At 37.3% G+C, this 21,868-nt stretch carries 20 protein-coding genes, 1 tRNA gene and 1 pseudogene; 9 read left to right on the top strand and 13 right to left on the bottom strand.

Annotated features, from left to right (window positions below; genetic code table 11):
* From R2Q16_RS15815 to R2Q16_RS15795, 5 genes are read right to left on the bottom strand one after another with little or no spacing between them, the layout of a single operon-like run.
* A complete protein-coding gene (locus tag R2Q16_RS15815) occupies positions 1-1,182 on the bottom strand; it encodes a toll/interleukin-1 receptor domain-containing protein (protein WP_316738323.1) in 1,182 nt (393 codons plus the stop codon).
* Complete coding sequence (locus tag R2Q16_RS15810) at positions 1,175-1,954, bottom strand: TIR domain-containing protein (RefSeq protein WP_316738312.1); 780 nt, start codon at positions 1,952-1,954, stop codon at positions 1,175-1,177. The genes R2Q16_RS15815 and R2Q16_RS15810 overlap by 8 nt, the downstream gene beginning before the upstream one ends.
* Positions 1,951-2,511 carry a toll/interleukin-1 receptor domain-containing protein gene (locus R2Q16_RS15805; RefSeq protein WP_316738309.1) on the bottom strand — a complete coding sequence of 187 codons (561 nt, stop codon included), beginning with the start codon at positions 2,509-2,511 and terminating at the stop codon, positions 1,951-1,953. The genes R2Q16_RS15810 and R2Q16_RS15805 overlap by 4 nt, the downstream gene beginning before the upstream one ends.
* Positions 2,511-3,125, bottom strand: a complete 615-nt coding sequence (locus R2Q16_RS15800; RefSeq protein ID WP_316738307.1) for a hypothetical protein — start codon at positions 3,123-3,125, stop codon at positions 2,511-2,513. Before R2Q16_RS15800 ends, R2Q16_RS15805 begins: the two co-directional genes overlap by 1 nt.
* 1 nt (position 3,126) lies before the next feature.
* Positions 3,127-3,618 carry a TIR domain-containing protein gene (locus R2Q16_RS15795; protein ID WP_316738305.1) on the bottom strand — a complete coding sequence of 164 codons (492 nt, stop codon included), beginning with the start codon at positions 3,616-3,618 and terminating at the stop codon, positions 3,127-3,129.
* Positions 3,619-4,146: 528 nt separating this feature from the next.
* Between R2Q16_RS15795 and R2Q16_RS15790 the strand changes: the two genes are divergently transcribed.
* From R2Q16_RS15790 to R2Q16_RS15760, 7 genes are all read left to right on the top strand, one after another.
* On the top strand, positions 4,147-5,031 hold the full coding sequence (locus tag R2Q16_RS15790; RefSeq protein WP_316738303.1) for a DUF3883 domain-containing protein: 885 nt from the start codon (positions 4,147-4,149) through the stop codon (positions 5,029-5,031).
* 239 nt (positions 5,032-5,270) lie between these two features.
* Positions 5,271-6,506, top strand: coding sequence for a CHASE2 domain-containing protein (locus R2Q16_RS15785; protein WP_316738301.1), 1,236 nt, complete (start codon positions 5,271-5,273; stop codon positions 6,504-6,506).
* A 2-nt stretch (positions 6,507-6,508) separates the two neighbouring features.
* The gene (locus R2Q16_RS15780) at positions 6,509-7,336 is read left to right on the top strand and encodes a hypothetical protein (protein WP_316738300.1); all 828 of its coding nucleotides are present in this window, start codon (positions 6,509-6,511) and stop codon (positions 7,334-7,336) included.
* 12 nt (positions 7,337-7,348) lie between these two features.
* Positions 7,349-8,791 carry a WD40 repeat domain-containing protein gene (locus tag R2Q16_RS15775; RefSeq protein WP_316738299.1) on the top strand — a complete coding sequence of 481 codons (1,443 nt, stop codon included), beginning with the start codon at positions 7,349-7,351 and terminating at the stop codon, positions 8,789-8,791.
* 76 nt (positions 8,792-8,867) lie between these two features.
* Positions 8,868-12,137, top strand: coding sequence for a caspase family protein (locus R2Q16_RS15770; RefSeq protein ID WP_316738298.1), 3,270 nt, complete (start codon positions 8,868-8,870; stop codon positions 12,135-12,137).
* Between the two features lie 164 nt (positions 12,138-12,301).
* Positions 12,302-13,261, top strand: coding sequence for a carboxypeptidase-like regulatory domain-containing protein (locus R2Q16_RS15765; RefSeq protein ID WP_316738297.1), 960 nt, complete (start codon positions 12,302-12,304; stop codon positions 13,259-13,261).
* Positions 13,262-13,263: 2 nt separating this feature from the next.
* Complete coding sequence (locus R2Q16_RS15760; RefSeq protein WP_316738296.1) at positions 13,264-13,695, top strand: hypothetical protein; 432 nt, start codon at positions 13,264-13,266, stop codon at positions 13,693-13,695.
* A 136-nt stretch (positions 13,696-13,831) separates the two neighbouring features.
* Here R2Q16_RS15760 and R2Q16_RS15755 read toward each other — a convergent pair whose 3' ends face one another.
* The gene (locus tag R2Q16_RS15755; protein ID WP_316738295.1) at positions 13,832-14,083 is read right to left on the bottom strand and encodes a hypothetical protein; all 252 of its coding nucleotides are present in this window, start codon (positions 14,081-14,083) and stop codon (positions 13,832-13,834) included.
* 238 nt (positions 14,084-14,321) lie between these two features.
* Here R2Q16_RS15755 and R2Q16_RS15750 point away from each other — a divergent pair, with 238 nt between their 5' ends.
* Positions 14,322-14,570, top strand: coding sequence for a hypothetical protein (locus tag R2Q16_RS15750; RefSeq protein ID WP_316738293.1), 249 nt, complete (start codon positions 14,322-14,324; stop codon positions 14,568-14,570).
* Positions 14,567-15,499 (top strand): annotated as a pseudogene (locus R2Q16_RS20375) (recombinase family protein); the annotation flags it as partial. The gene R2Q16_RS15750 and the pseudogene R2Q16_RS20375, both read left to right, overlap by 4 nt.
* A gap of 575 nt (positions 15,500-16,074) precedes the next feature.
* Here the strand turns inward: R2Q16_RS20375 and R2Q16_RS15745 are convergent.
* From R2Q16_RS15745 to R2Q16_RS15715, 7 genes are all read right to left on the bottom strand, one after another.
* Positions 16,075-16,154: transfer RNA gene (locus tag R2Q16_RS15745), tRNA-Leu, on the bottom strand.
* Positions 16,155-16,241: 87 nt separating this feature from the next.
* Complete coding sequence (locus tag R2Q16_RS15740; protein WP_316738292.1) at positions 16,242-16,532, bottom strand: DUF3817 domain-containing protein; 291 nt, start codon at positions 16,530-16,532, stop codon at positions 16,242-16,244.
* A 186-nt stretch (positions 16,533-16,718) separates the two neighbouring features.
* On the bottom strand, positions 16,719-17,258 hold the full coding sequence (locus tag R2Q16_RS15735) for an iron-sulfur cluster co-chaperone HscB C-terminal domain-containing protein (protein WP_316738291.1): 540 nt from the start codon (positions 17,256-17,258) through the stop codon (positions 16,719-16,721).
* Between the two features lie 72 nt (positions 17,259-17,330).
* The gene (gene rseP / locus R2Q16_RS15730; RefSeq protein ID WP_316738290.1) at positions 17,331-18,647 is read right to left on the bottom strand and encodes an RIP metalloprotease RseP; all 1,317 of its coding nucleotides are present in this window, start codon (positions 18,645-18,647) and stop codon (positions 17,331-17,333) included.
* A 29-nt stretch (positions 18,648-18,676) separates the two neighbouring features.
* Positions 18,677-19,876 carry a 1-deoxy-D-xylulose-5-phosphate reductoisomerase gene (locus tag R2Q16_RS15725; RefSeq protein WP_316738289.1) on the bottom strand — a complete coding sequence of 400 codons (1,200 nt, stop codon included), beginning with the start codon at positions 19,874-19,876 and terminating at the stop codon, positions 18,677-18,679.
* A 39-nt stretch (positions 19,877-19,915) separates the two neighbouring features.
* Complete coding sequence (locus R2Q16_RS15720) at positions 19,916-20,293, bottom strand: four helix bundle protein (protein WP_316738288.1); 378 nt, start codon at positions 20,291-20,293, stop codon at positions 19,916-19,918.
* Positions 20,294-20,349: 56 nt separating this feature from the next.
* Positions 20,350-21,849 (bottom strand): GH3 auxin-responsive promoter family protein, encoded by a 1,500-nt coding sequence (locus tag R2Q16_RS15715; protein ID WP_316738287.1) that lies wholly within the window; start codon positions 21,847-21,849, stop codon positions 20,350-20,352.
* Positions 21,850-21,868: the final 19 nt, after the last annotated feature.

The raw sequence follows: 21,868 nt of genomic DNA, 5'->3' as shown, positions 1-21,868 counted from the left end.
TTAATTTAAATTGATTGGCGTTGTAAATTCTACATCTTCATCAAGTTGGTTTAAAATATCAATTTCCTCTATTCCAAGTGGTGGGTCAGGATATAGCATAATTAGTTTTTTATCTAGTCCTTTCTGATAGGTTTTTATTGCGAGAAAATTTAGGAGTTCAGGTGGTGAGGTAATTATTTTGATCTCATTGATATCAGGGCTATGAATTGCTTTGTAACCCTCTAATAGTCCATTTTGATATAGGTTATTGAGCACCTGATACAATGTTCGATTGACTATTCTATAAAATGCCTGTGTTTCATTTCTGCTAATCACTATCGTTGGCATATTTCCCAGGTAAGGGAATGCCCTTCTCTCACCTTTCTTTATATCATGGACTACTACTATAGGTGATTTATGCTTCTTGGCAATCAACACTTCTCTCCTACACCACTCACGATTTGAATATTCATCTGTATGAAATACTACTAAAGCCGAATGTTTGATCTCATCGTTAAACTGTTCTGCGAAGTCATATCCATTAGCTATATCAACCGTATCGAAAAAGACATCAAGCTTTAAATTATCTTCTATAAATTTTTTAAATCTGATCGCTATGCTCTCTCCATCTCTCTTGGCATGGCTTAGGAAGAGTTTTACCGGTGATCCGATTCTATGCTTTTGCTTATCATCCTGAACTGGATGAAACCTCAGCAGCAGCCTTGAACAATCATGCAATATTTCAGTTTGGATCTTTCTGATTGCTTTTTTTAAATGTTTAGCTTTTTCTAAATTCAGTTTTTCTCCGAAGAATTTTGTCGCATCAGTAAATTGGAGTTTACTAAGTCCCCTGCCAATTGAATATGCATCCTTGAACAGTGCGATTGGAAATAGCCTATTATTATCGTCTATTTTAGCTACAAGCTGCTCTGTGTAAGCTCCATAATTACTATCCAGGTAGTAATCTTCGTCTATGAGTAATATAACTGCATTTTTCTCTGCTTCATTAAAATCAATATCCAAGGGCATTGCATCCTCCAAAGGAACACTTCGAAAATATACCGGAATACCTATCCCTCTAGACAAGGGATTTTTGTAATCTCTACAGAATCTAGAATAGATGCCTTCAGCAATAGTTTGGCTTACTGTGGAATCTGGATGCCATACGACATAGATATTTAAAGGATATTTGATTCTATTCATTTGTATTTTTTGTCATCTGTAATCTTGAGTTATCTATATTATCAGCATTTGTGCTACGCTTCTTCTGGGCAAGCTCGATGTATTCCTGCATCTTTATTCTATCATCCGTCCAGTTCCTGAGAATGGCATAGCCGCTTTTAAGGTTGTCAGCTAATCTTCCTGGAAGTAAACTTGAAGTATAGTGATCGGTTGAATAGTTTGGGTGATTAGGCAATAAGAGTCCTAAAATGCCTGCATATTTATCTCCAACCTTATGATTAAGTGCACCTGAGATTTCCCAATCTATGTGTTTTCGATGGCGGGTATTGGGACCAATCAGAACAATCAGTACCGTCGTATCTGAAAGGTAGCCCTTCTGGATCAGCTGCTTTACATAGTCATCACTATTCTCCTCGTTGATATCTCCATCCTCCACTGATTTATTGATGACCAAATCCCCGAATAAGTTTTCAAAAAACTTCTTATACACTTGGTCATCTGAATGATAATAGCTCTTAAAAATTTTTCTCTTCGTCAGATTTTTTGGTATCAGGTGCCAACTAAAAAGAAAATTATTGTAAGTGAAATTGCCAATTAGATTCCAATTGCCATGAATGTTTTTTTTGATGCTGCAAAAGGTTTTACCCTGCTCAACCTGCCTTACCATCCAGGCTCTCGTCCCTTCGATTTCGTGACCTAAGGATTCTCCAAAATCCTGGTAATAAATTATGCTCTCAATGAAGCCTCTATCATCCAGCGTAAGTTTACTTACACAGTAATCTGCCCATTTCATTGCGTATCATTCAATATTAATTTATCCATAACATCGCTAAGTGGATTTTGATCACTGGCAAAGTCGTTTATCAAGTTTGCTTTTATCAAAATATCAGCATTCGCCCCTACCATTCTTCCTGTAAGCAAATTGAGATCATAAATATCTCTTATTATTGTTGCTGACTTAACATACTCAGGAAGGGTTCCAGGCTCGATACCTTTAAGACACAACACGTATAATGCAGTTTTATCGTAGCCATAACCAACCTCAAAAGGTACCCATGTTGAACTCATTGTATTTGGCGAAATCAGAACAAGCATATGTGAACTGTTATTGATTCCAACTCTAATAGAATTTGTTACCGCAGCTGCATTTTTTGACTGATGATGAATTTTAAGGTCATTATCATACTCATCAAAATATACATTTATACCAGCACGGATTAGATAATCAGCAATTTTCTGGGCGGCTATCTTATCTCTTTGCTGATGTGAGATGAAGAGGCAGGTCACGCCAAGGGCCATAAAATTTTCCCTTGAATTATATTTGGTAGTGTTATAGCGATTGAAGGCCATTATAGAAGTTGCAATTGTTCATGTTCTTTCCAATTAATCGGCTGCCCTTTTAATCCCGGTTTGAAACGTTGGTACATATTTTCAATAAATTGCGCAGCCAAGGCTTCATTTCGGATCGTTATATAATCCCTATGCCTTGCTGTTGGGCATATATCTTTAAATTTGTCTGGAACAAGCAAAGCATTATCACCCAGATAGAGAAAATTGTTAGAAACTAGCACATACTGGCCACTTAAATCTTGCCGTAAATTTTTCTCATTTAATTCTCCTTCAAGCAGACTATGATGTGAATCCGATTGACACCAATTATCTCCATTTTTATGATAGATATTATCACCATACATCTGTTTCAAGCTGCCATTCAAAACTGGTTTTTTATAAGAAAAACGCTTATCGTCCCAATATTCCTGGAAGGTAATTTTCTCTGTAACCTGCATAAGGAAGATTAGATTATAAAGTAGATTATTTTCAATAGCTCCAGTACCGATTATCCAATCCCCAGGTTCCGCTTTCCTCCTTACATGTGGCTTGCAGCAGGCTAGGCTGCAATATTCTCCAAAAGGATTTGGCGCGAAGCCATAGTCCCTGGTAATTTTATATCCGTAAAAACTCATATTATTGACAGATCACTCGCTTAACATTATTAACTGGACTTCGTTGCTCACCACCCGATGTACACCAGCCAACATCCTCTCCTTCCAATCCTGCGATGATCTTTCCTGAATTCCAACCAACTAAGCCATCTCCAAATTTTTCCAGGTTTTCAGGAATATCAGCATCTTTTCCTCCTTTCATGAACACTCCCAAGATTCTTTTTCCCTGTTCAGCAGCCTGCTTAATTTCCCAATTCACCCATTTTCTTGAATGTGTTTGATCACCAATTAATACCACTACCGTTCCTGCCCATCGCATCTTCATGCTTAATAGGCGCTCAAGTGTTGCTCTTGGTATCTGCTTATTGTCTAATCTGGCCTGATTTTCTGGTTTGACTCTTATAGAGCTGTTTCTTATGTTATAATCTTTTCCAGAAAGCAAACTGATAAAGTCAGATACTGACTTATCATCTTTATGGTGATGGCTTATAAATATGTTTTTGGTATTCGACATAACTCACTATTAAATTATTTGAACAGAAGCTTCTGTCAGTTAACCTTATTTTTTAAGATTATTTGCTAGGAAAAATGTGGATCGCTACCTTCCAGTAATAGCAGTCCAATTGATTTTTCCTACATCGACAGATTCACCTGTATTGGTTTGGTTGTCTTTGCGAAATGATATTAAAACTCGGTAGTTTGAGATATCAGCGCATAGTTTATCTGAAATATAAAACCGTCAATTCTATTATAATAATTTTCTATATAGTTAGGTTTAATTTCAGGTTAGAAGGTCAGATTTTCAGGAAAGAGTAATGAATACAATTCGAGCAGAACACACTCGACTCGTAATCGAAAACATACACATTAACTACATTTTTGCTTTAAAGTAGAACCTGATTAGCTCCGAATCATAGTATTAAGAGAAATGAGGTAAATCGCGAGGCGGTCTATTTATGTTTGTGTGGAAGTCGCTACAAAATCTCCACGTTTTTGTTTATCAAGATTATGGCCTAATTTGCTCTTCTAATTAAAGCGCTCTATGGATAATGAATTAAGGATTAAACTTATTGACTTAGCAAGGGAAAGACGGCTAATTGGCTACGGGAATATCATGTTTAGTTACGATTTGAAGTCAGATGATCGTAAGGATGTCGATCTTTTTGCAGAATGGATAGGTGAAATCTCGGAATGGGAACATGAGCATGGACGACCGATGTTAAGTTCTCTAGTTATGCATTCGGATCTTCAGTCTATTGGAGCTGGGTTTTATGGGCTGGCTGAAAAGCTGTCTTTCGGCGAAATGGAGGACCTAAGAAAAGCTCATTTTGAAAAGGTGATGCATAGGCTTTGCTATGAGTGCTGGTCGGATGATGAATTGTATTTTAAAGAAACTGGGAAAAAACCGAAGAAAATCGTTCAGCCATATCCGCTCTACCCAGACGACACTTATCCAGAAGGTATAACTGAGGTGAGCGAAGATATGCCAGACTTCTCTGGCTCAGAGGTTGATTGGTTTGAGAAATATCAGCAAAATATCTTTATTGGAAGCTTGGGTGAGGAGCTAGTGATAGAATATGAGCAGCGAGTTCTTATCGACAATGGCTTTGATAAACTGGCTTCTAAAGTTAGAAAGGTATTAGATGGAGAAGGTTTTGATGTACTCTCTTTTGATATGGATGGGACTGAAAAATATATCGAGGTAAAAACCACGTGTGGCGCGAAGGGTTCGCCATTTCATATTTCCAGAAATGAGGTGTTTTTTTCTCAATATCACAAAGAGAAATTCTATCTATACCGTCTTTTTAATCTTGATGTTGAAGCTCGAAAGGCCAGTTTTAATTGCTATTCAGGCGATCTTCGAGATCATTTTCATTTAGATCCTGGCATTTTTATAGCATACAATAAGAAAAAAGATTTTAGTTAGTAATGCTTCATAGGTCTTAATGGTAGGGAGTTTAACGAACCCCATCTCTTTTTAAATACTTTTTTTTCCACAAAATCGATTTCAGGAAAATAATTCTATCAAAATTTTTATTTTTGATATAACTGATTATCGATCAAAGATATAAGTGTTTATATCCTTCGATTGGTGACATCTGAATTAATTGTATGTTTCGCGCGCTCCTCTTGAATATTTCTTTTCTGAAAAAGGAATTGATCCGCATGGCAAAGTGTTTTGGTTATGCGATCATAACCCTTATTGCGATGTGGTTCTGGATGAATTCTAGCTATTCACTCTCAGCAGAATCAGTCTTTATCAGGCTGCTGTCGATTGCGAGGGTATCATTTTTTAAAGAGGCTAAACACGAAAATGAATATCTAAAAAGTAAAACGCTGTTTGTTAACGCTGAAAGTGAGGGCGTTCAGGTAAAAAATCTTCTGGGCAATGAGCGGATTGTAGATAGAACTAAAATTGACACTTTAATACAGTTATTAAATCTTTATCCCAGCAGACACCGTACACTTCTATGTGATCTAATATTCGACATCCCCCAACCTGTGGATTCGGCTTTTGCTAAAACGCTTTCAAAGACTCCAAATTTTTATTGGCCTACGCCTGCTGAAGGCACTTCTGAGCTGCTTAAAAAAGCAGTTCCTGAGCGGAACTCTGGTTATGCCTCTTATTCCAGCTCCAATGAATGGCTAATGCTTAGCGATGGCTTCAATAAGTTTCCGCTGATAAACGGTGATAAAAAAAGTCTTGTTCTACGTATGTATGAGGCAAGCGTTGGTGATACAAGTGTTTTTAAATATGGTGGTATGATTGCTCTCCATGGAAAGCGTTACTCGAACATGGTTATTGTCGATGAAAGCCTGAGGAGTTATGATATTCAAAATGATGAAATTTCTATGGTCTATCCTATCCAGCAAGCAATCGATCTCCTGAAGGGAGACGATGAATTCTCTAGGTCGCTTCTCAAAAAGGAATATGTTGTCATCGGAGATTTCGAAAATGATATCCATAAGACGAGTATGGGTGATGTGGCAGGTCCGTTGATTAATATGAATCTCTATTTTTCACTGCTTAAGGAGGAAGGCCGCATTAGCTTAAGCTGGATTGTTTTTGTGTTGATTAGCCTGACAGCGATTATACATTATTCACTATATGCGCCGACACCAGTATGGATGAATAAACTGCAAACCTTTGTTGCGAACTTTACAGGTGGTCCAATTGAAAATTTAATTGGGATTAGTATACTAATGCTGAGCGTTTCAATTATTTCATTTTTGAGCTTTAGTATTAAGTTTGAAACAGTGCCTTGTGCCATGGTCATCAATTTGATTTTTACCATCAGAAGACTTTGGGCTAATATCAAAAATCTGCCAAAGGGTTTAAAAGGATGGCCACAGCGAGTTAACTTTATTTTATTCAATCACCCATATAAATCCAGTTTATAGATATGAGAGTTTTCTTTGTTTTTTTTCTGTTGGTTTTTTCTCATGAACTCTACGCTCAACCTGCAAAGGTCATTTATAATAGTGCAGGACTTGTTAACCTGAAGAGTGGTAAACGTATTTCAAAAGGCATGGTTATGGACTATCAGGATCCTATACGCTTCAATAAGGGGAATGATACGCTAGTACTAATGGTTCTCGACAAGGGGCTTGCCTTGCGAAAGGCTGAATTAGCTAGAAACGGAAAAACGTCTGAACTTTTAGCCACCGTTCGCAGCATTATCTGGTTGAAGAATAGTGATAAAAATCTATATGGCCGCCCAGGTCCAATAAACAGTTTTGAAGACCTTGGCAATTATTTCCGATTGATTTATGGAAAACAATCTGTACTTATATTAGATTCTTTGGAGATCAAGCTTAATCGAAATTTCACGAAAAAACTCCCAAAGGGCTTTTTTTATTTACAATATCGGGATGGAAAAGATACAATCAACAAACCTCTCCGCATCGATTCACCAGGCAATGGGACTTTCTCTTTTTTGAAGTTAGATTCTAGTCTATTATACATCGATGGTATCCCTGCAAGAAAAAGCCTTATCTCTCCAGTGGAGTTACTTTATTTTGAGGAGGAGCAGGAAATCAGTAGCCCCATCAGTCAGTTTAATATTTCTTATCTAAACGGTAATGAGCTCAAACCAGTAATTTGTATGATTGATCTACCGGCAGCACAATGGCCTCAAGCTGCAATTGATTATCTGGAATTTATTTATGGTAAGGCTGATCCTATGCAACTAAAAGCCAATCTTCTCAAGTTAAAGTGTAAAAATCAATAAATCTCTCAAAAAATGAAAAAAACTCTACTTTTCTTAAGTGCTCTACTGTGTACCTGGGTAACTAATGCGCAGTTAAAACCAAAGACTATAATTCCCACTGGTAATTACATTGGGGTAAAGTATTTAGATATAAGTCCGGATGAGAAATACATGATCACCTTATGTGGCAGTGAGGTGAATCTTTGGGAAATTGCTTCTGGAACACCAATTACAACCTTTCAAAGCAAAGAAAGCAATATGGATGTGACTAGATTCTCTCCAGATGGGAAGCATGTCATAACTGGCGCTATCTCACCTTCTGGCATTGGAACTGTTTTGGAATTATGGGATCTAGAGACGCAGAAACTTGTACGAGATTTCCGTGCGGAGGATGGCTACGGAAGTTCATTTTGCTTTTCTCCGGATAGTAAATTAATTGCCTGTTCAGGTGCGAACGGTAAAGTCTTTATTTACGACCTTCAAACTGGAACTCTAAAAAGCTCCTTTAAAGGTAAAGGATCAGCGAAAACGATACAGTTCTTCCCCGATGGAAATCATATGCTGATGTCGGGCATTGGCGGTGGATATGTTTTTGACATCAAGTCTGGTAATATGGTAACTGAATTAGATGTTGAGCAAACGAGCTCTGGGGAAGATATAGCGATCTCTTCTGACGGGAAGTGGATTTTATTAGCTGCAGGAGAAGACATCGTGCTCTTTGATGCAAAGACATTTGATCAAAGCCGGGTATTTAAAGGTCATCTAGAGAATGTAAGGTCCGTAAATTTCTCTCCAGATCTTCAAAGCTTTGTATCAACTAGCTATGACGGTACTGTCAAAGTCTGGGATTTAAGGTCAGGAGAACAAAAAGTCTCGATGTCTAGCGGAATAAAGGTTGGAGAAGTGCGTGCTGAAATAAATAAATTTTATGACGGTGTTAGTGGGATTACTGAATATGCAAAATACTCACCTGATGGAAAACGAATCTATGTAGGTGTGGGTGATGGCTCTATTCAGGTTTTTAATAGTCTAACTGGTGCTCGCGAACGTACCTTTAAAAGTCCAGTAGTTAGTTTTGACCACTTGTTTTATGACGACAAGGCCAAGAATCTCTATACCAGATTGCGTAAAAGTAATCAGGCAAAATCTTTTAATATCCTTAGTGGCAAAATTGAGTCTGTTGGTGTAAGGGATGACCTACGCTGGGATAAGCTAAAGGTCACCACCGGAACAACTGATATGATGGTTAGTTATTACAAGAACTCGGTGTATTTCTACGAAAACCAAAAGTTTGCAGGCAAGCTATTCTTCATAGGAGAAAAAGACTGGGTATTTTTTAGAGATGAATTTTATGATGGCAGCCCTGTTGGAATTTCGACTTGCTTTAAACTAAACGGACTAACTACAACTAAATTAAATAGCAAATCTGACCCACAGTATAAGCCTGGTCTACTTAAGCAAATCTTCAAACTATAATTTCATGTTTAGGCATATTATATCCATCTTCATTCTTGCTTTTCTCTCTTTCTATGCTCTAGCTCAGAGACCAGACATGATCATTCCAACAGGTCATTCTGGGGCTATCGAGGCCATGGCATTTGACGGCACAGAATCTCGCCTTTTTACCATAGGTCGGGACGGTCAACTAAAATGCTGGGATGTATCAAGCCATAAAGAGCTTCGATCACTCCAGGTATTTAATGGTGAAAATAAAAGTATTGAGCATTATTCAATCGCTATATCACCAGATAATGCATTTGCATTGGTGAGCAAAAGCATTTTAGGAGGGGTCTGGTTGGTGGATTTAAGAACTTTCAAAACTGTTAGAAAACTCGAGGGCTCTTATATTGGCATTTCTGGACTTTGCTTTTCTAAAGATGGTAAAAGTGCATTTATTGGATGTGACAACGGCGTTTTCCAGTTAAATTTAGAGGGAAAGGAATTAAAAAGTTATTTTAAATTTTCTACAGATCAGATTTTACAGGGTAAAAATTATGTGCAGCTTGTGAAGTTTTCATCTGATCGTTCTTTAATTGCTATTGGCCTTGGTAATACTTTAAAAAGAACCTCTCCGCCTGAAGTTGTTATTTTAGATGCCGTCACAGGTGGGGTTAGAAAAAAATTTGAAACCGAAGACCATCTTATAAGCGATATTGATTTTTCTGCTGATAAGAGTCAGTTATTACTACTTGATGATGGAGCAATCAGTTTACTCGATATGAGGTCAGGGGAGCGCAAAAAATTATTCGACCCTTACTCCAGAGGAAATGTGCTTTTTGGTCCCGACGGGCGAACAATAATTCACATCTCTCCGAAAGGAGATTTGAATGTAGTTGATATTAAAACTCTAAAGTCGTCAATCCGAAAAGGTAGTTCATTCGTTTCCAATGAAGAAAGCGAATGTGTTTTATTGCATAGAAGATCCGCAACAATTTTTCAAGGTATGGGCAAGCATTCCTCTGAACAAACTGAATCTGGTTTTGCGAGAATTCTTGACCCGCAGACCTTGGAGATCCTTGGAGAATTCAGATCTGAAAGTAGCGCTGTTTACGACGCTGCATTCCATCCAGATAAACAACTTCTTATTACCACCTCTGGGGATGGGCTGGCTAGGATTTGGAATCTTGCCATCGGTGGAATCACTAAGGTATTTGGAAAAGGAACAGGAACCCTAGGATTTGAAGGGATTGATTATTATCGTAATGCCGCATTCTCTCCAGATGGCCACTCGCTTATGCTAAATTCTGCACGAGGGGTTCTCATTTACGACCGAAATTTTGCTGATTCTTTGAAAATTCAATATTACATGGCTAATGCTGTGGCTTTCGCAAATAATGGTGACTTGATTTCCTCGGGAAGCTATGAAAAGGTCTCTCGTATGGCCATCAGTAATGATCCAGTATTAAAAGCGACTGAGCTAAATTCTGCAACATCGGAGGAAAAGAGTTTTGCTGTCTTAGGGCTGGATGAAGGAAAAATCCTAATGGCTCAAGAACATCAAATTAGCATCAGTGGGGCTGGGAAGCTGGAAAATGTATTTAAACTTCCAACTCAAGACTTTTTAAAATCTGCTGCCCTACTCCCGCAACAAGACCTAATGGTCTATTGCGGAGGCTTTACTACAGGTGTTGTAAGTATTTTAAATTACAAAACTGGTGAAAATCTGTTTAGCTCCTCGCTTCATAAACTCAAGATACTTGACATCGCTGTATCAAGTTCATCAGGTAAGATGGCAACTGCTAGTGCAGATAAAACACTTCGAATTTGGGACATAAGGAATCCAAATAATCCTGCCGTAGATTTTGTATTACGCGGGCACAAGGATGCGGTTCTCTCTTGTAATTTTACCGCTGATGGAAAAATGCTTGTTAGTACCAGCGCTGACAAGACTACAAAAATTTGGGATGTACACACTGGAATGGAGATTGCTACCCTTGTATCCATAGGCGATGAATGGATAATAGTCACACCTGAAGGTTACTATTTTGCCTCCGCAAAGGGTGCAAGACTATTGCATTTTCTAAAAGATGGAAAACTGCGCTATTTCGACCAGTATGATCTAATATACAATCGTCCTGATTTAGTTCTAGAGAAAATTGGTCAGGCCACAAAAGAGACTATCGAAACTTATTTTAAAGCTTACCAGACTAGGATTTCTAAGACTAAACTCTCGCCGAACCAACTTGGGAATGACTTTGGAGATGTACCTACGTTATCTGTGGAAAATGCTGCACAAATCCCACCGAGTACGAAATCTTCTCAAATAATCTTATCTCTACATGCTAGCGAGCCCACCTCGAAGCTGGAAAGACTTCATGTGAAAATCAACGGAGTACCCATTTACGGCAAAGCAGGCAGAAAACTATCCTCTTCTTCAAGTGTACTAGATGAGAAGCTTCAGCTTGAACTCACCCAGGGTAACAATCAAATAGACATTAGTGTGTTAAGCAGTAAGGGTATTTTAAGTCAGGATGCCAGCGTAAATATCTACCTAACGAATCAAAACTTTAAGCCTGATCTTTATGTAATGAGCGTAGGATTGTCAGACTATAAGAATAAAGATTTCAACTTAAACTATGCTGCTAAAGACGCTCGAGATGTTGCCAAATATTTTGGTTCCAATAAGGACAATTTCGGAAAAGTCATCATTGATACCATACTTAATTCAAGTGCGTCCAAATCGGCAATATTAGCCCTGAAAAAACGATTGCAGCAAACAAGGCCTGGTGACCAGGTGATTCTTTTTTTTGCTGGTCATGGCCAAATTTTCAATAGCGATTACTATCTGAGCGCTTTTGACCAGGATTTTTCTGACCCGAAGCGCGAAGGTTTATTATATGATGATTTTGAAAATTTACTTGATGGCATTCCGGCTAGACAAAAGATTCTTTTCATTGATGCCTGCCACTCTGGTGAATTTGATAAGACTACTTCTATCCAGACCAGCGCCAATGCACCGAGAAAGGGTAATGTAAAAAAGAGGGGTTCTACAAGTGGGGGAACTACTGCCGCAACCAATAGTTCTTTTGAATTAATGAAAGTTTTGTTTTCTGACTTAAGAGAATCAAATGGCGCATCTATTATTTCTTCTGCATCTTCGACGGAGTTTGCATGGGAAGATGATCGCTGGAGTAATGGGGTATTTACCTACTCAATGCTGGCGGGACTTAAAGATAAGTCAGCTGATCTGAACCGGGATGGAAAGATTATGCTATCCGAGCTGCTTCGATTCGTTCAGCACAAGGTATCAATCTTAACCGATGAGATACAGATGCCAACCTCAAGGAGGGAGAATATAATCTCGGATTTTAGACTTTATTGATTTTTTGGGATTTTAAAGATCGGTAAAAGGATGATTTAGCCCACCTTTTATTGTTGAACTTGGGAATTAGACAAAATGTTCTTTTTTTAATATTATTTCATTATTTCCATAGAATTTTAATATTTTTAAGTATCTGAATTACTATTAAAGCACTACAAATCAATATGTTTATAAAACCGCTCTTATCCTTTTTATTTACATTGGCCACGCTTGGAACCCTCGCTCAGGATTCTACTGGTTTATCGCTGATAAAGGTATTTCCCAATGGCATTAAATCTAAAGTATTCGGTAAAGTTACCAATGAAGATGGTTTAGCATTGCCAGCGGTGTCCATCAAAATTAAAAATAAAGCAGTTGGAACCATTACTGATAGTAATGGCAATTATAGCTTAGAAATTGATGCTAATGATAAACTAACATTTTCATTTATAGGTTTCAATCAGACTGAAATATCTGCCTTGGATTCCGCTTATAGCTCAGATCTATTCAAAGTGACACAGGAGTTTACAAATAGGTCAGTAGCAAATCTGTCTGCAAATTATCTACCTGTTTTTCCTGATAAAGTACCTCCAGCTTCAGCAGCAATGAATATCCCGGTTAAAAATTTTAAAAATGCCAGAACAATTAAGGATATCAATGAAAAGCTGATCACTGCCCTGGATGGATGTGGCTATGTATCTCGGAGATACTATGCTTACGATAATGGCTTTGCACTTGTAACCCAAATGGAGCAAACCGATAACAGGGGCTATTCTCTTACTCTTCCCGATAGATGGACAAGTAGAATTCAAAGCGATCTTAACAGCCCTTGGTCATATTTGAAGGCATTAATAAATGCTCCAGTAGGTTACTTTCGCGTCATCGTCTTTTTAGTTGCTGATGCAAACCCAAATCTAACCGGCCCTACCTCTGATCTTGCAAAAGCGCAGCAATGGCTATCTTCTGGTGCCTTAAGTGTCCCTTCCTACATACTTTCCAGGTCCTTAACTTCTGACTCGAAGGTGAGCTTGCTTATTTATCAATATAAGAAAACTCCTGGAGAGACAGCGGTTTTTATGAATCCTAGTGAAATCACACCAAAGGACCATTATAATAATTCTAAAATTGCAGCAAAAATAAGATAATAATGATCAAAGTAGATAAATACAAAGCCCAAAAGCAAATTGCTTTAACCTGGATGATAGGTAGTTGTATTTTTATAATCGCATTTCTAGTGATAACTATGACACGCCCTGATGCAGAAATGGGAGAATGGAAATGGCTGATTGGAAGTTTAAGTCCAGGATTGACGCTGATAACTACATCCTTTATATATGCCTCCCTAAAACCTGAAATAATTAAATCGCAAAAGATCGATCGCTACTTTATGCGTCTTGTTAACGGCTCTTCACTATTTTATTTGTTTGTTTTATTGATAATTATTATAACTATCCCAATCTCCGAATCAGATGATAAAACCATGATAACGCATATTAACAAATATTCGATATTGATAGGTTTTATACAGGCTATTGTATTAGGATTATTAGGTATATTTTTTAGTAAAAATGATGGGTAATCTTTATGACATCCACTTGCACGTATAATTTGAGTTTGTATATGAACGAGCACATTATTCGATATAACTAGTAACTTTAGGGCTGAACAGATTATATCTGAAATCTATTGAGGTGCTTTTGGTTTGATAGATTATGCTAATTTAAACAGGCTTCTCTCCTCTCCAATGCATTCGTTCTCCAAAGAATAAAGCCTAACCTTGCGCATCGCTCTGCCACAAAATATTCGATGTCAGATGGAACATCGTTAACGATTCTAAATCTAATCTTATACTTTGAATTATAGCTTAGGTATATAATCAAATCTTCTTCGGAAAAACCATGTCCATAAAGAGATTTTAGATGGACATCCTGCAATTCTTTGGCAATCCGTAAAAGGCGTTCATTCATTATTTTAGCTAATGATTTAGCAGGTTTGAATTCAGTCTCTAAGATTGCTAAAACGGTCACGGTCATTCTGCAAAAATATTCCTATAAACTATATATGCAAATCAAATCTCTTAACTGTTTAAAAATGAGTTAATTTAATTTTAGCCTGACAGTCTTCCAAAATAGAAATCCTTGACAACACTCTGAAATTGTGAAAAATACATTTCCTTCTTGAATAAATTCAATTCAAAGAAGTTATATGAAAGAAAAAAATAAGCGTGAAGATAATCCTATAGAGATTGTTGATGCTGAAAATAATACTCTGGGATTGCCTTTGTTACCTAAGCCTATGAAGGTTTTGCTTGTTGTTGAAAATCTTGACAGCTCTTTTGGAAAAAAACGGAAGTATATCTCGAAATCTCCTAAGGAAATTAGTAATGAAGAAAAAATCTTGCTAACTTCAGTAGCACATATAATTGTTGAAATACTTTTAAAGGAAGATTTATGAACGCAATAGGTTACATGAGATTGAGTACGAAAGACCAATCTAAATCACTTGAATATCAGGAATCCGCAATAAAGGAATACTGCAGAAGAAATAATCTTAATATCATCGGATTATTTAAGGATAATGGCGAATCAAGCTATACTTTTGATAGGCCCGATTACAGGGCTCTGGAACTTTATCTGAAGAATTATAAAGGTCAATGTAAATATTTGATTGTACTGGACCATGATAGATTCAGTAGGAACCTGCCGGAGGCTTTAATGAAAATTAATGAACTTGAAACCAAGTATGGCGTTAAGGTACTCTCTACTAGTGAGCGGATAGATTTAGATACTTCTGACCCTGATGTTTTCATGAAACGTGCTTTCGACTACATGATGGCGAATAAGGAACTATTCAATATTCGCAAGAGAACTACACAGGGGATACGGAATGCTAAAGAAAGTGGTCGTTACCTAGGTAGGGCACCTTACGGCTATAGGAATATTATTGATGGCACCAGAAAAAACCTGATTGAAATTCATCCTATGGAAGCCTTGATTGTTGAACGGATTTTTAAGGAATATATACAGGGTATTCCTCAATATGTAATATATAAGAATGCTAAAGCAACTGGTTTTAAACGTACAAGTAAGTGCTGCATTCAGGAAATACTTTCCAACTGTGTTTATGCGGGGCTAATTAGGGTGCCTGCATTTCAGGAGCTGCCTGAGAAATATGCTAAGTCTATCCACAAACCCATCATCTCACAGGCGGAGTTCTGGTTAGTTCAAAGTATGCTTAATAGCTTGAAAAGAAAGACAAGGGTTCAACCTGCTGAAGATTTCCCTCTAAGAGGCTTACTTAAATGCTGGTGTGGCAAGAGTATGACTGCCGGATATACCAAAGGCAGGAAAAACTACTATATGTACTACAGGTGCACAGAACACACAAATTATAACCTACCTGGACCTAAACTACATGAGGCCTTTGAGGATATATTAAAAGGCTTGAGTTTTTCTACGCACCAGGTAAAGTTTATAAAGGAAACTTCGAAAGCACTTTTAATTGAGCCGCTGAAATTAAAAAAGGAGCAACATCAACAGAAGGTTAAAAATCTACATGAGATAAATGAAAAGATATTTAAGCTGGAAGAGCGTCTGATGAATAATGAAATTGAAAGCTCAACTTATAAAAACTGGTTTCAAAAATTTAAAGAAGATAAGGCAAAAATTGAATATGATCTGAAGGGTAATCAGCCATCAAAGATTAGAACTGAAGATGACTTAGTTGAGCGACTTTTACCAAATTTATCTAACATCCTTGAGTTATACCAAAAATGCAACATAACTCAGAAGCATACCTTAATTAGGGGGGTGTTCAAAGATAATCTGGTATGGGGGGAGGGTATATTTAGAACCGCTTATATCGACCCTATCTTTTACGATAACTTGCTGAAAATCAACAAAAAAGGATTGCTTTTTAACGAGCAATCCTTTCAAAATTCGGGTGTGACCCCGGTTAGTACCCAGCGCCGGAGTCGAACCGGCACGGTTTCCCACAGGTGTTTGAGACCAGCGCGTCTACCAATTCCGCCAGCTGGGCATGTGTTGGACGGGGTTGCAAATGTATGTAACGCTTGGCTAAATCACAAAATTATTTTAAAATAGATTTCAACCAATTGTTATTCAACTACAAAGCCCTTTCGTCTTTTAATTTTCTATCCACAATGAATGGTGCAAAGGGTAAAAGAGAGGCCAGGAAAATCAAAACCGCTTTACCAAACTTCCACTTTTGCTCTTGCCAGGCTAAAACCAAGGTTGCTGCATAAAGCACAAATAACAGTCCGTGCGCCCAACCTGTGTATTTAACATACATAGGCAAGTTAGCCCAGTATTTTAAAGGCATGGCAATAAATAATAAAAGCAAATATGAAATACCCTCTAAAACGGCTACTTTTCTAAAAATGGAAAGAGAACTCATGTATCTGATTGTTTGCTTCGAAAGTAAGGCAAACTAATTCATCCGCAAAAAGTAAATTATGATTTTACAATCGGGTGTTATTAAAACTTAAATCTGGCTTAGTCAATTATCGCTAAACAAGCTTGCATCCCCAAGGCAGGATAAAGGCATGTAATAGGCATAATATATGCATGCATAATACAGCGATTAAGGCTTAGGTAATTTCTCCCGGATTCTGGCAATGTATTTCTGACGGTAAAAGACATCCTTAATATCTTTCAACAAACTTTCAGATTCAGCCGAGGCCTCATCAAATTGATTGGTAAGTTTTGACAACTCCGCATCCAGTTCATTTTCAATCAAATTAACATCATCATTTACCTGTTGCAACTTTTCAGCATCAGGCTCAAATTCCAAATCCATCAATGCTTCGTTTACATCCATCATCTCCATAAGGAAAGATTGAGGCAACTGATAAGCTTCTTCAGCAACGACTACGCCTTTCAGTTCTAAAACATATTGTAAAGTTCTTTTGCTATTACTTAGAATTTGATAGGCTTTGTTATTTAGCGTAGATAAATCTAAAACCTCCTGCTGCTTTGCTTCACTTTCGTTCGCATAAAAATCTGGATGAAACTTTTTGCTCAACGCGTAAAACTTAGCTTTAACCACGTTCAAATCAGGCTTAAAGGAAACGGGTGATTCGTAAAACTCGAAATAATCAGGTTGTTTTTTTTGTTCGCTCATGTGTTATAAACTAAAAAGCCGCAGCAGTTAAAACTTAATGCTAACGGCTACGGCAATATTATAAAATTGATTTTACTTACCGAATATTTTTAAAATATCATTACCAAAAGCAAACACCATTAAACTAATCAGAATTACAAAACCTGCAATCTGTGCTTTTTCAAGCACCTTCTCGCTAACCGGCTTGCGTTGTATCATTTCGATTAAAAGAAACACGACGTGACCGCCATCTAAACCCGGAATTGGCAATAAATTCATGAAAGCTAAAGCCATAGAGATTAAACCGGTTAAAGTCCAGAATTTAACCCAGTCGAAAGTACTACCATAAACTTTTGCAATACCAATCGGACTGCTAATGTTACGGGCACTAACTTTACCAGTAATCATTTTACCAATGCCTTTCGCATTATCCATAAATGTACTCCAGGCCATATTTGCACCAATAGGTAGAGCAGCCATGAAGCTATAATTAATGGTTTTACGCTTAATCTCATTGAAATTTCCATAAAAGCCAATTGCTCCGGCGGTATCTACTGCTACATTGAGTTGCATTGGTGTACCAGCTCTATCAATATCAACAGCAACAGTTTTACCTTTCTTCTTTAATGTAATTGGCTTTATTTCATCCTGATAAGTAACTGAAATTCCATCAACAGCTGTAATTTTATCGCCAACTTTCATTCCCGCTTTTACAGCACCGTAGCCTGGTAATAAACTATCAGCAATACTTTTTAAGCGAGGCTCAGCAAATAAGCTTTTACCATCAGCAACCTTATTTAGAAAATCATCAGGCACTTTTATTTCGATGGTTTTATCGCCACGGATAACCGTTAAAAGCGTATTACCCATTAAAACTTTAGAGCTTTTCAGCTCTTCAAAACGGATAACTTTGTTGCCATTTATAGCGAGAATTTTATCTCCATTTTTCAAACCGATATCTGAAGCCACTTTACCAACCTGAATACCGTTTACCACGGCACTATTTGGCGTAAAAGTTTCACCGTATTTAAAGGTAAGCATCCAGAAAATGATGATACCCACAATAACGTTGACGATGATACCACCCAACATCACAATTAAACGCTGCCAAGCTGGTTTAGAACGAAATTCCCATGGTTGTGCAGGCTGAGCCATTTGCTCGGTATCCATACTCTCGTCAATCATTCCGGCAATTTTTACATAACCGCCTAATGGCAACCACCCAACTCCATACTCTACATCTCCTTTTTTAAAGCTGAAGAGTTTAAAACCCCATGCATCAAAAAACAGATAAAATTTTTCTACTTTGATTCCAAACGCCCTTGCGGCCAAGAAATGCCCTAATTCGTGTAATATAACCAATATAGACAATCCAAGCAGCAGCTGTCCCGCCATTATCAATCCATTCATATGCTATTATAAAGTTTTTATGTTAGATGTTAGAATTTACTTTTTGTTACTAATTCAGCCGCTAAGATACGGCTATGTTTGTCAGTTCCTAAATAATCGTTCAATTGTGGTTTTTCAATAAAATTGATTTCTTCCATACATCGTTCAATTACATCACTCATTTCAAGGAAACCAATTTTATCATTCAAAAATGCTTCCACAACAATTTCATTTGCAGCATTCAAAATGCAAGGCATGTTCCCCCCTTTTTTCAAAGAAGCAAACGCCAAACCTAAATTCCTGAAAGTTTCCATATCAGCCTGCTGAAAGCTAAAATTTGGATAATCCAGAAAGTTAAAACGCTTAAAATTGTTTTTTAGCCTATCGGGATAATTTATGGCGTATTGAATAGGTAATTTCATATCCGGCACCCCCATTTGTGCTTTCATAGAACCATCTGTAAACTGCACAATAGAATGAATAATGGATTGTGGATGAACGATAACGTCAACTTGTTCAGCATTTAAATTAAAAAGCCATCTTGCCTCAATTACTTCAAGGCCCTTATTCATTAACGAAGCAGAATCGATGGTGATTTTAGCACCCATCACCCAGTTGGGATGTTTTAATGCTTGTTCCTTTTTAACGGATGCCAGGAAGTCCTTATTTTTCCCTAAAAACGGACCGCCGGAAGCTGTAAGGTAAATTTTTTCAATTTCATTTTGCTCCTCACCTACCAAACATTGAAATATTGCAGAGTGCTCAGAATCAACAGGAAGAATTTTAACCTGATGTTTGGCGGCCAATTGTGTTACCAATTCTCCTGCAACTACTAATGTTTCTTTGTTGGCTAGTGCAATATTTTTACCGGCTTCAATAGCTGCAATAGTTGGTTTTAACCCTACTGAGCCCATTAAGGCAGTTAATACGATTTCACCTTTCGGATAAACCGCTGCCTCGGTTAAGGCTGCTTCACCAGCTAAAACTTTTATATTGAAAGAAGATAGTGCATTTTTAACTTCCAGATATTTAGTTTCATCACAAATAACAACAACTTCGGGTTTAAATTCTTTGGCCTGCTGAATCAACAGTTCAGCATTTTTTAGTGCAGATAAAACAGAAACTTTAAAGATTGCAGGATTATCCCGAATAACTTCGAGCGCTTGCGTCCCTATACTTCCTGTAGAGCCTAATATGATTATGTTTTTTACTGATTGCTGTATTGCTGTATTGCTCAATTGTTTATTCATTCTATAGTTTCAAACATTCTTTATTAGCATATAAGAAACTTATGTTTTTAATTTGTCGTTGGTAAATTTTATTAGTTGATGAATTTCTCTAGGCAAAGTTTCTAATGTTGCAAAAATATTCTTGTATTCTTCATCACTTATTAACTTTCTAATTTTTGCCTTTTCATTCCAATCAAAACATTCTTTTACACTTCCATAGCTATAATAATAAAATTTGATCTTGTCCTTTTTGTGATATCTTCCAAAACCCTCGGCAATATTTGCTGAAATAGAGTCTATCGCATTGACAAATTGTTTACCCAAAGTGTGTTTTGCAAACGCATCCCAATTTGAAATAATCTCCCAAACGTGATTACTAAGATGAAAGGCCTTTTTATAGGCTGTTATTTGATTCAATTGCAAGTATTTCTGTTCCATGTTTATTGGCTTAAAATGCATTAGGGAATCATGCAACAATATAGCAATAAAACAATTTAAACAATATACTTCCCTAACTCATCTGCCAACTTCCTATCGTTACTTAACCTCGGCACTTTATTCTGTCCACCCAATTTCCCTTCACTTTTCATATAATTCACAAAAGCATCCTTCTGTAGCGAACGAATCACTAAAGGTTGCAAAATCTTACCTTCAATCAGGTCAAAATAGTAAATATTTTTCTTCTGCAAAGCTTCATCTACTTTCTTACTAAATGCTGTCATATCTTTTGGCGGAGTAGAAAATTCTACAAACCACTCATGATAAGGCAGTTCGCTTGCTTGCGGATTTACCTGCGGTGCAACAGTAAATTCTGTTATTTCAACATTTTCCTCATTTGCAATGCTTAAAAGTGCGTGTTCCACTTCTTCACCAATAACATGTTCGCCAAAGGCAGAAATAAAATGCTTAATGCGTCCAGTTACTACAATTTTGTAAGGATTTTTTGAGACAAATTTCACAGTATCGCCAATACTGTAACCCCATAACCCGGCATTTGTATTTAAAATCAAAGCGTAATTGGTATTCAACTCAACTTCGCCAAGCGATAATCTGGTTGGGTTTTCATTGTAGTATTCATCAGCAGGAGTAAACTCGTAAAAGATGCCGGCATCTGCCAATAACAATAAACCCTTATCTTTTTGTGAATCCTGATAGGCAATAAATCCTTCAGATGCAGGATAGGTTTCAATAGAATCTATTTTCTTGCCAATGCTTTGCTCAATCTTCGCTCTGTAAGGCTCAAAGTTTACGCCGCCATAGATAAATAAGCTAAAATTTTTAAATATATCCTTGATTTTCTTGCCCTTCGCTTTTTCACTTAGCTTATCAAAATACATTTGAACCCAAGGTGGAATACCAGAAATTAAGGTCATATCCTCTTGCAAGGTCTCCTCAACAATAGCCTCAACTTTTTGTTCCCAATCCTCGATACAGTTGGTTTCGTAAGATGGAAGACGGTTCTTTTGGAGATAGGCCGGGACATGGTGCGCAACAATGCCAGAAAGTCGCCCAACATTTACGCCGTGCTTTAGCGTCAATATCGGACTTCCTTGCAAAAAAATCATCTTTCCGTTAACGAAATCGGTTTTACCTGTCTCATTAATGTAAGTTAAGATGGCATTTCGAGCCGCTTTAATATGCTCGGGCATTGATTCTTTAGAAAGCGGAATATATTTTACACCAGAAGTTGTACCAGAAGTTTTTGCAAAATACAGCGGCTTACCGGGCCATAGCACATTTTCTGCACCGGCAACAACCTTATCAACATAAGGTTTTAGTGCTTCGTAATCTCTTACAGGTACTTGCTTCTTAAAATCAGAATGGTTTTTAATAGATGAAAATTGGTGGTCTTTTCCAAAATCTGTTGCTGCAGCATTGGCAATCAGCTTTAAAAGTATTTTGTTCTGAGCTTCAACGGCATTATTTTTCCATTTGCTTATCTGCCAAACTGCAAAGGCTGCAAAAGGTTTACTTAATGCTGCTTTTAATCCCATATTTTAATGATTGACTTTT

The organism is Pedobacter aquatilis, from assembly GCF_032678425.1.
Lineage (GTDB): Bacteria > Bacteroidota > Bacteroidia > Sphingobacteriales > Sphingobacteriaceae > Pedobacter > Pedobacter aquatilis_B.
The sequence above is the reverse complement of the archived record's forward strand: the minus strand, read 5'-3'. Positions and strand labels throughout refer to the sequence as shown.

Bases quoted from the DNA above. Each gene is read 5' to 3' on its own strand.
- R2Q16_RS15815 (WP_316738323.1), bottom strand. From the start codon at position 1,182: ATGAATAGAATCAAATATCCTTTAAATATCTATGTCGTATGGCATCCA.
- R2Q16_RS15810 (WP_316738312.1), bottom strand. From the start codon at position 1,954: ATGAAATGGGCAGATTACTGTGTAAGTAAACTTACGCTGGATGATAGA.
- R2Q16_RS15805 (WP_316738309.1), bottom strand. From the start codon at position 2,511: ATGGCCTTCAATCGCTATAACACTACCAAATATAATTCAAGGGAAAAT.
- R2Q16_RS15800 (WP_316738307.1), bottom strand. From the start codon at position 3,125: ATGAGTTTTTACGGATATAAAATTACCAGGGACTATGGCTTCGCGCCA.
- R2Q16_RS15795 (WP_316738305.1), bottom strand. From the start codon at position 3,618: ATGTCGAATACCAAAAACATATTTATAAGCCATCACCATAAAGATGAT.
- R2Q16_RS15790 (WP_316738303.1), top strand. From the start codon at position 4,147: ATGGATAATGAATTAAGGATTAAACTTATTGACTTAGCAAGGGAAAGA.
- R2Q16_RS15785 (WP_316738301.1), top strand. From the start codon at position 5,271: ATGGCAAAGTGTTTTGGTTATGCGATCATAACCCTTATTGCGATGTGG.
- R2Q16_RS15780 (WP_316738300.1), top strand. From the start codon at position 6,509: ATGAGAGTTTTCTTTGTTTTTTTTCTGTTGGTTTTTTCTCATGAACTC.
- R2Q16_RS15775 (WP_316738299.1), top strand. From the start codon at position 7,349: ATGAAAAAAACTCTACTTTTCTTAAGTGCTCTACTGTGTACCTGGGTA.
- R2Q16_RS15770 (WP_316738298.1), top strand. From the start codon at position 8,868: ATGATCATTCCAACAGGTCATTCTGGGGCTATCGAGGCCATGGCATTT.
- R2Q16_RS15765 (WP_316738297.1), top strand. From the start codon at position 12,302: ATGTTTATAAAACCGCTCTTATCCTTTTTATTTACATTGGCCACGCTT.
- R2Q16_RS15760 (WP_316738296.1), top strand. From the start codon at position 13,264: ATGATCAAAGTAGATAAATACAAAGCCCAAAAGCAAATTGCTTTAACC.
- R2Q16_RS15755 (WP_316738295.1), bottom strand. From the start codon at position 14,083: ATGAATGAACGCCTTTTACGGATTGCCAAAGAATTGCAGGATGTCCAT.
- R2Q16_RS15750 (WP_316738293.1), top strand. From the start codon at position 14,322: ATGAAAGAAAAAAATAAGCGTGAAGATAATCCTATAGAGATTGTTGAT.
- R2Q16_RS15740 (WP_316738292.1), bottom strand. From the start codon at position 16,532: ATGAGTTCTCTTTCCATTTTTAGAAAAGTAGCCGTTTTAGAGGGTATT.
- R2Q16_RS15735 (WP_316738291.1), bottom strand. From the start codon at position 17,258: ATGAGCGAACAAAAAAAACAACCTGATTATTTCGAGTTTTACGAATCA.
- rseP (WP_316738290.1), bottom strand. From the start codon at position 18,647: ATGAATGGATTGATAATGGCGGGACAGCTGCTGCTTGGATTGTCTATA.
- R2Q16_RS15725 (WP_316738289.1), bottom strand. From the start codon at position 19,876: ATGAATAAACAATTGAGCAATACAGCAATACAGCAATCAGTAAAAAAC.
- R2Q16_RS15720 (WP_316738288.1), bottom strand. From the start codon at position 20,293: ATGGAACAGAAATACTTGCAATTGAATCAAATAACAGCCTATAAAAAG.
- R2Q16_RS15715 (WP_316738287.1), bottom strand. From the start codon at position 21,849: ATGGGATTAAAAGCAGCATTAAGTAAACCTTTTGCAGCCTTTGCAGTT.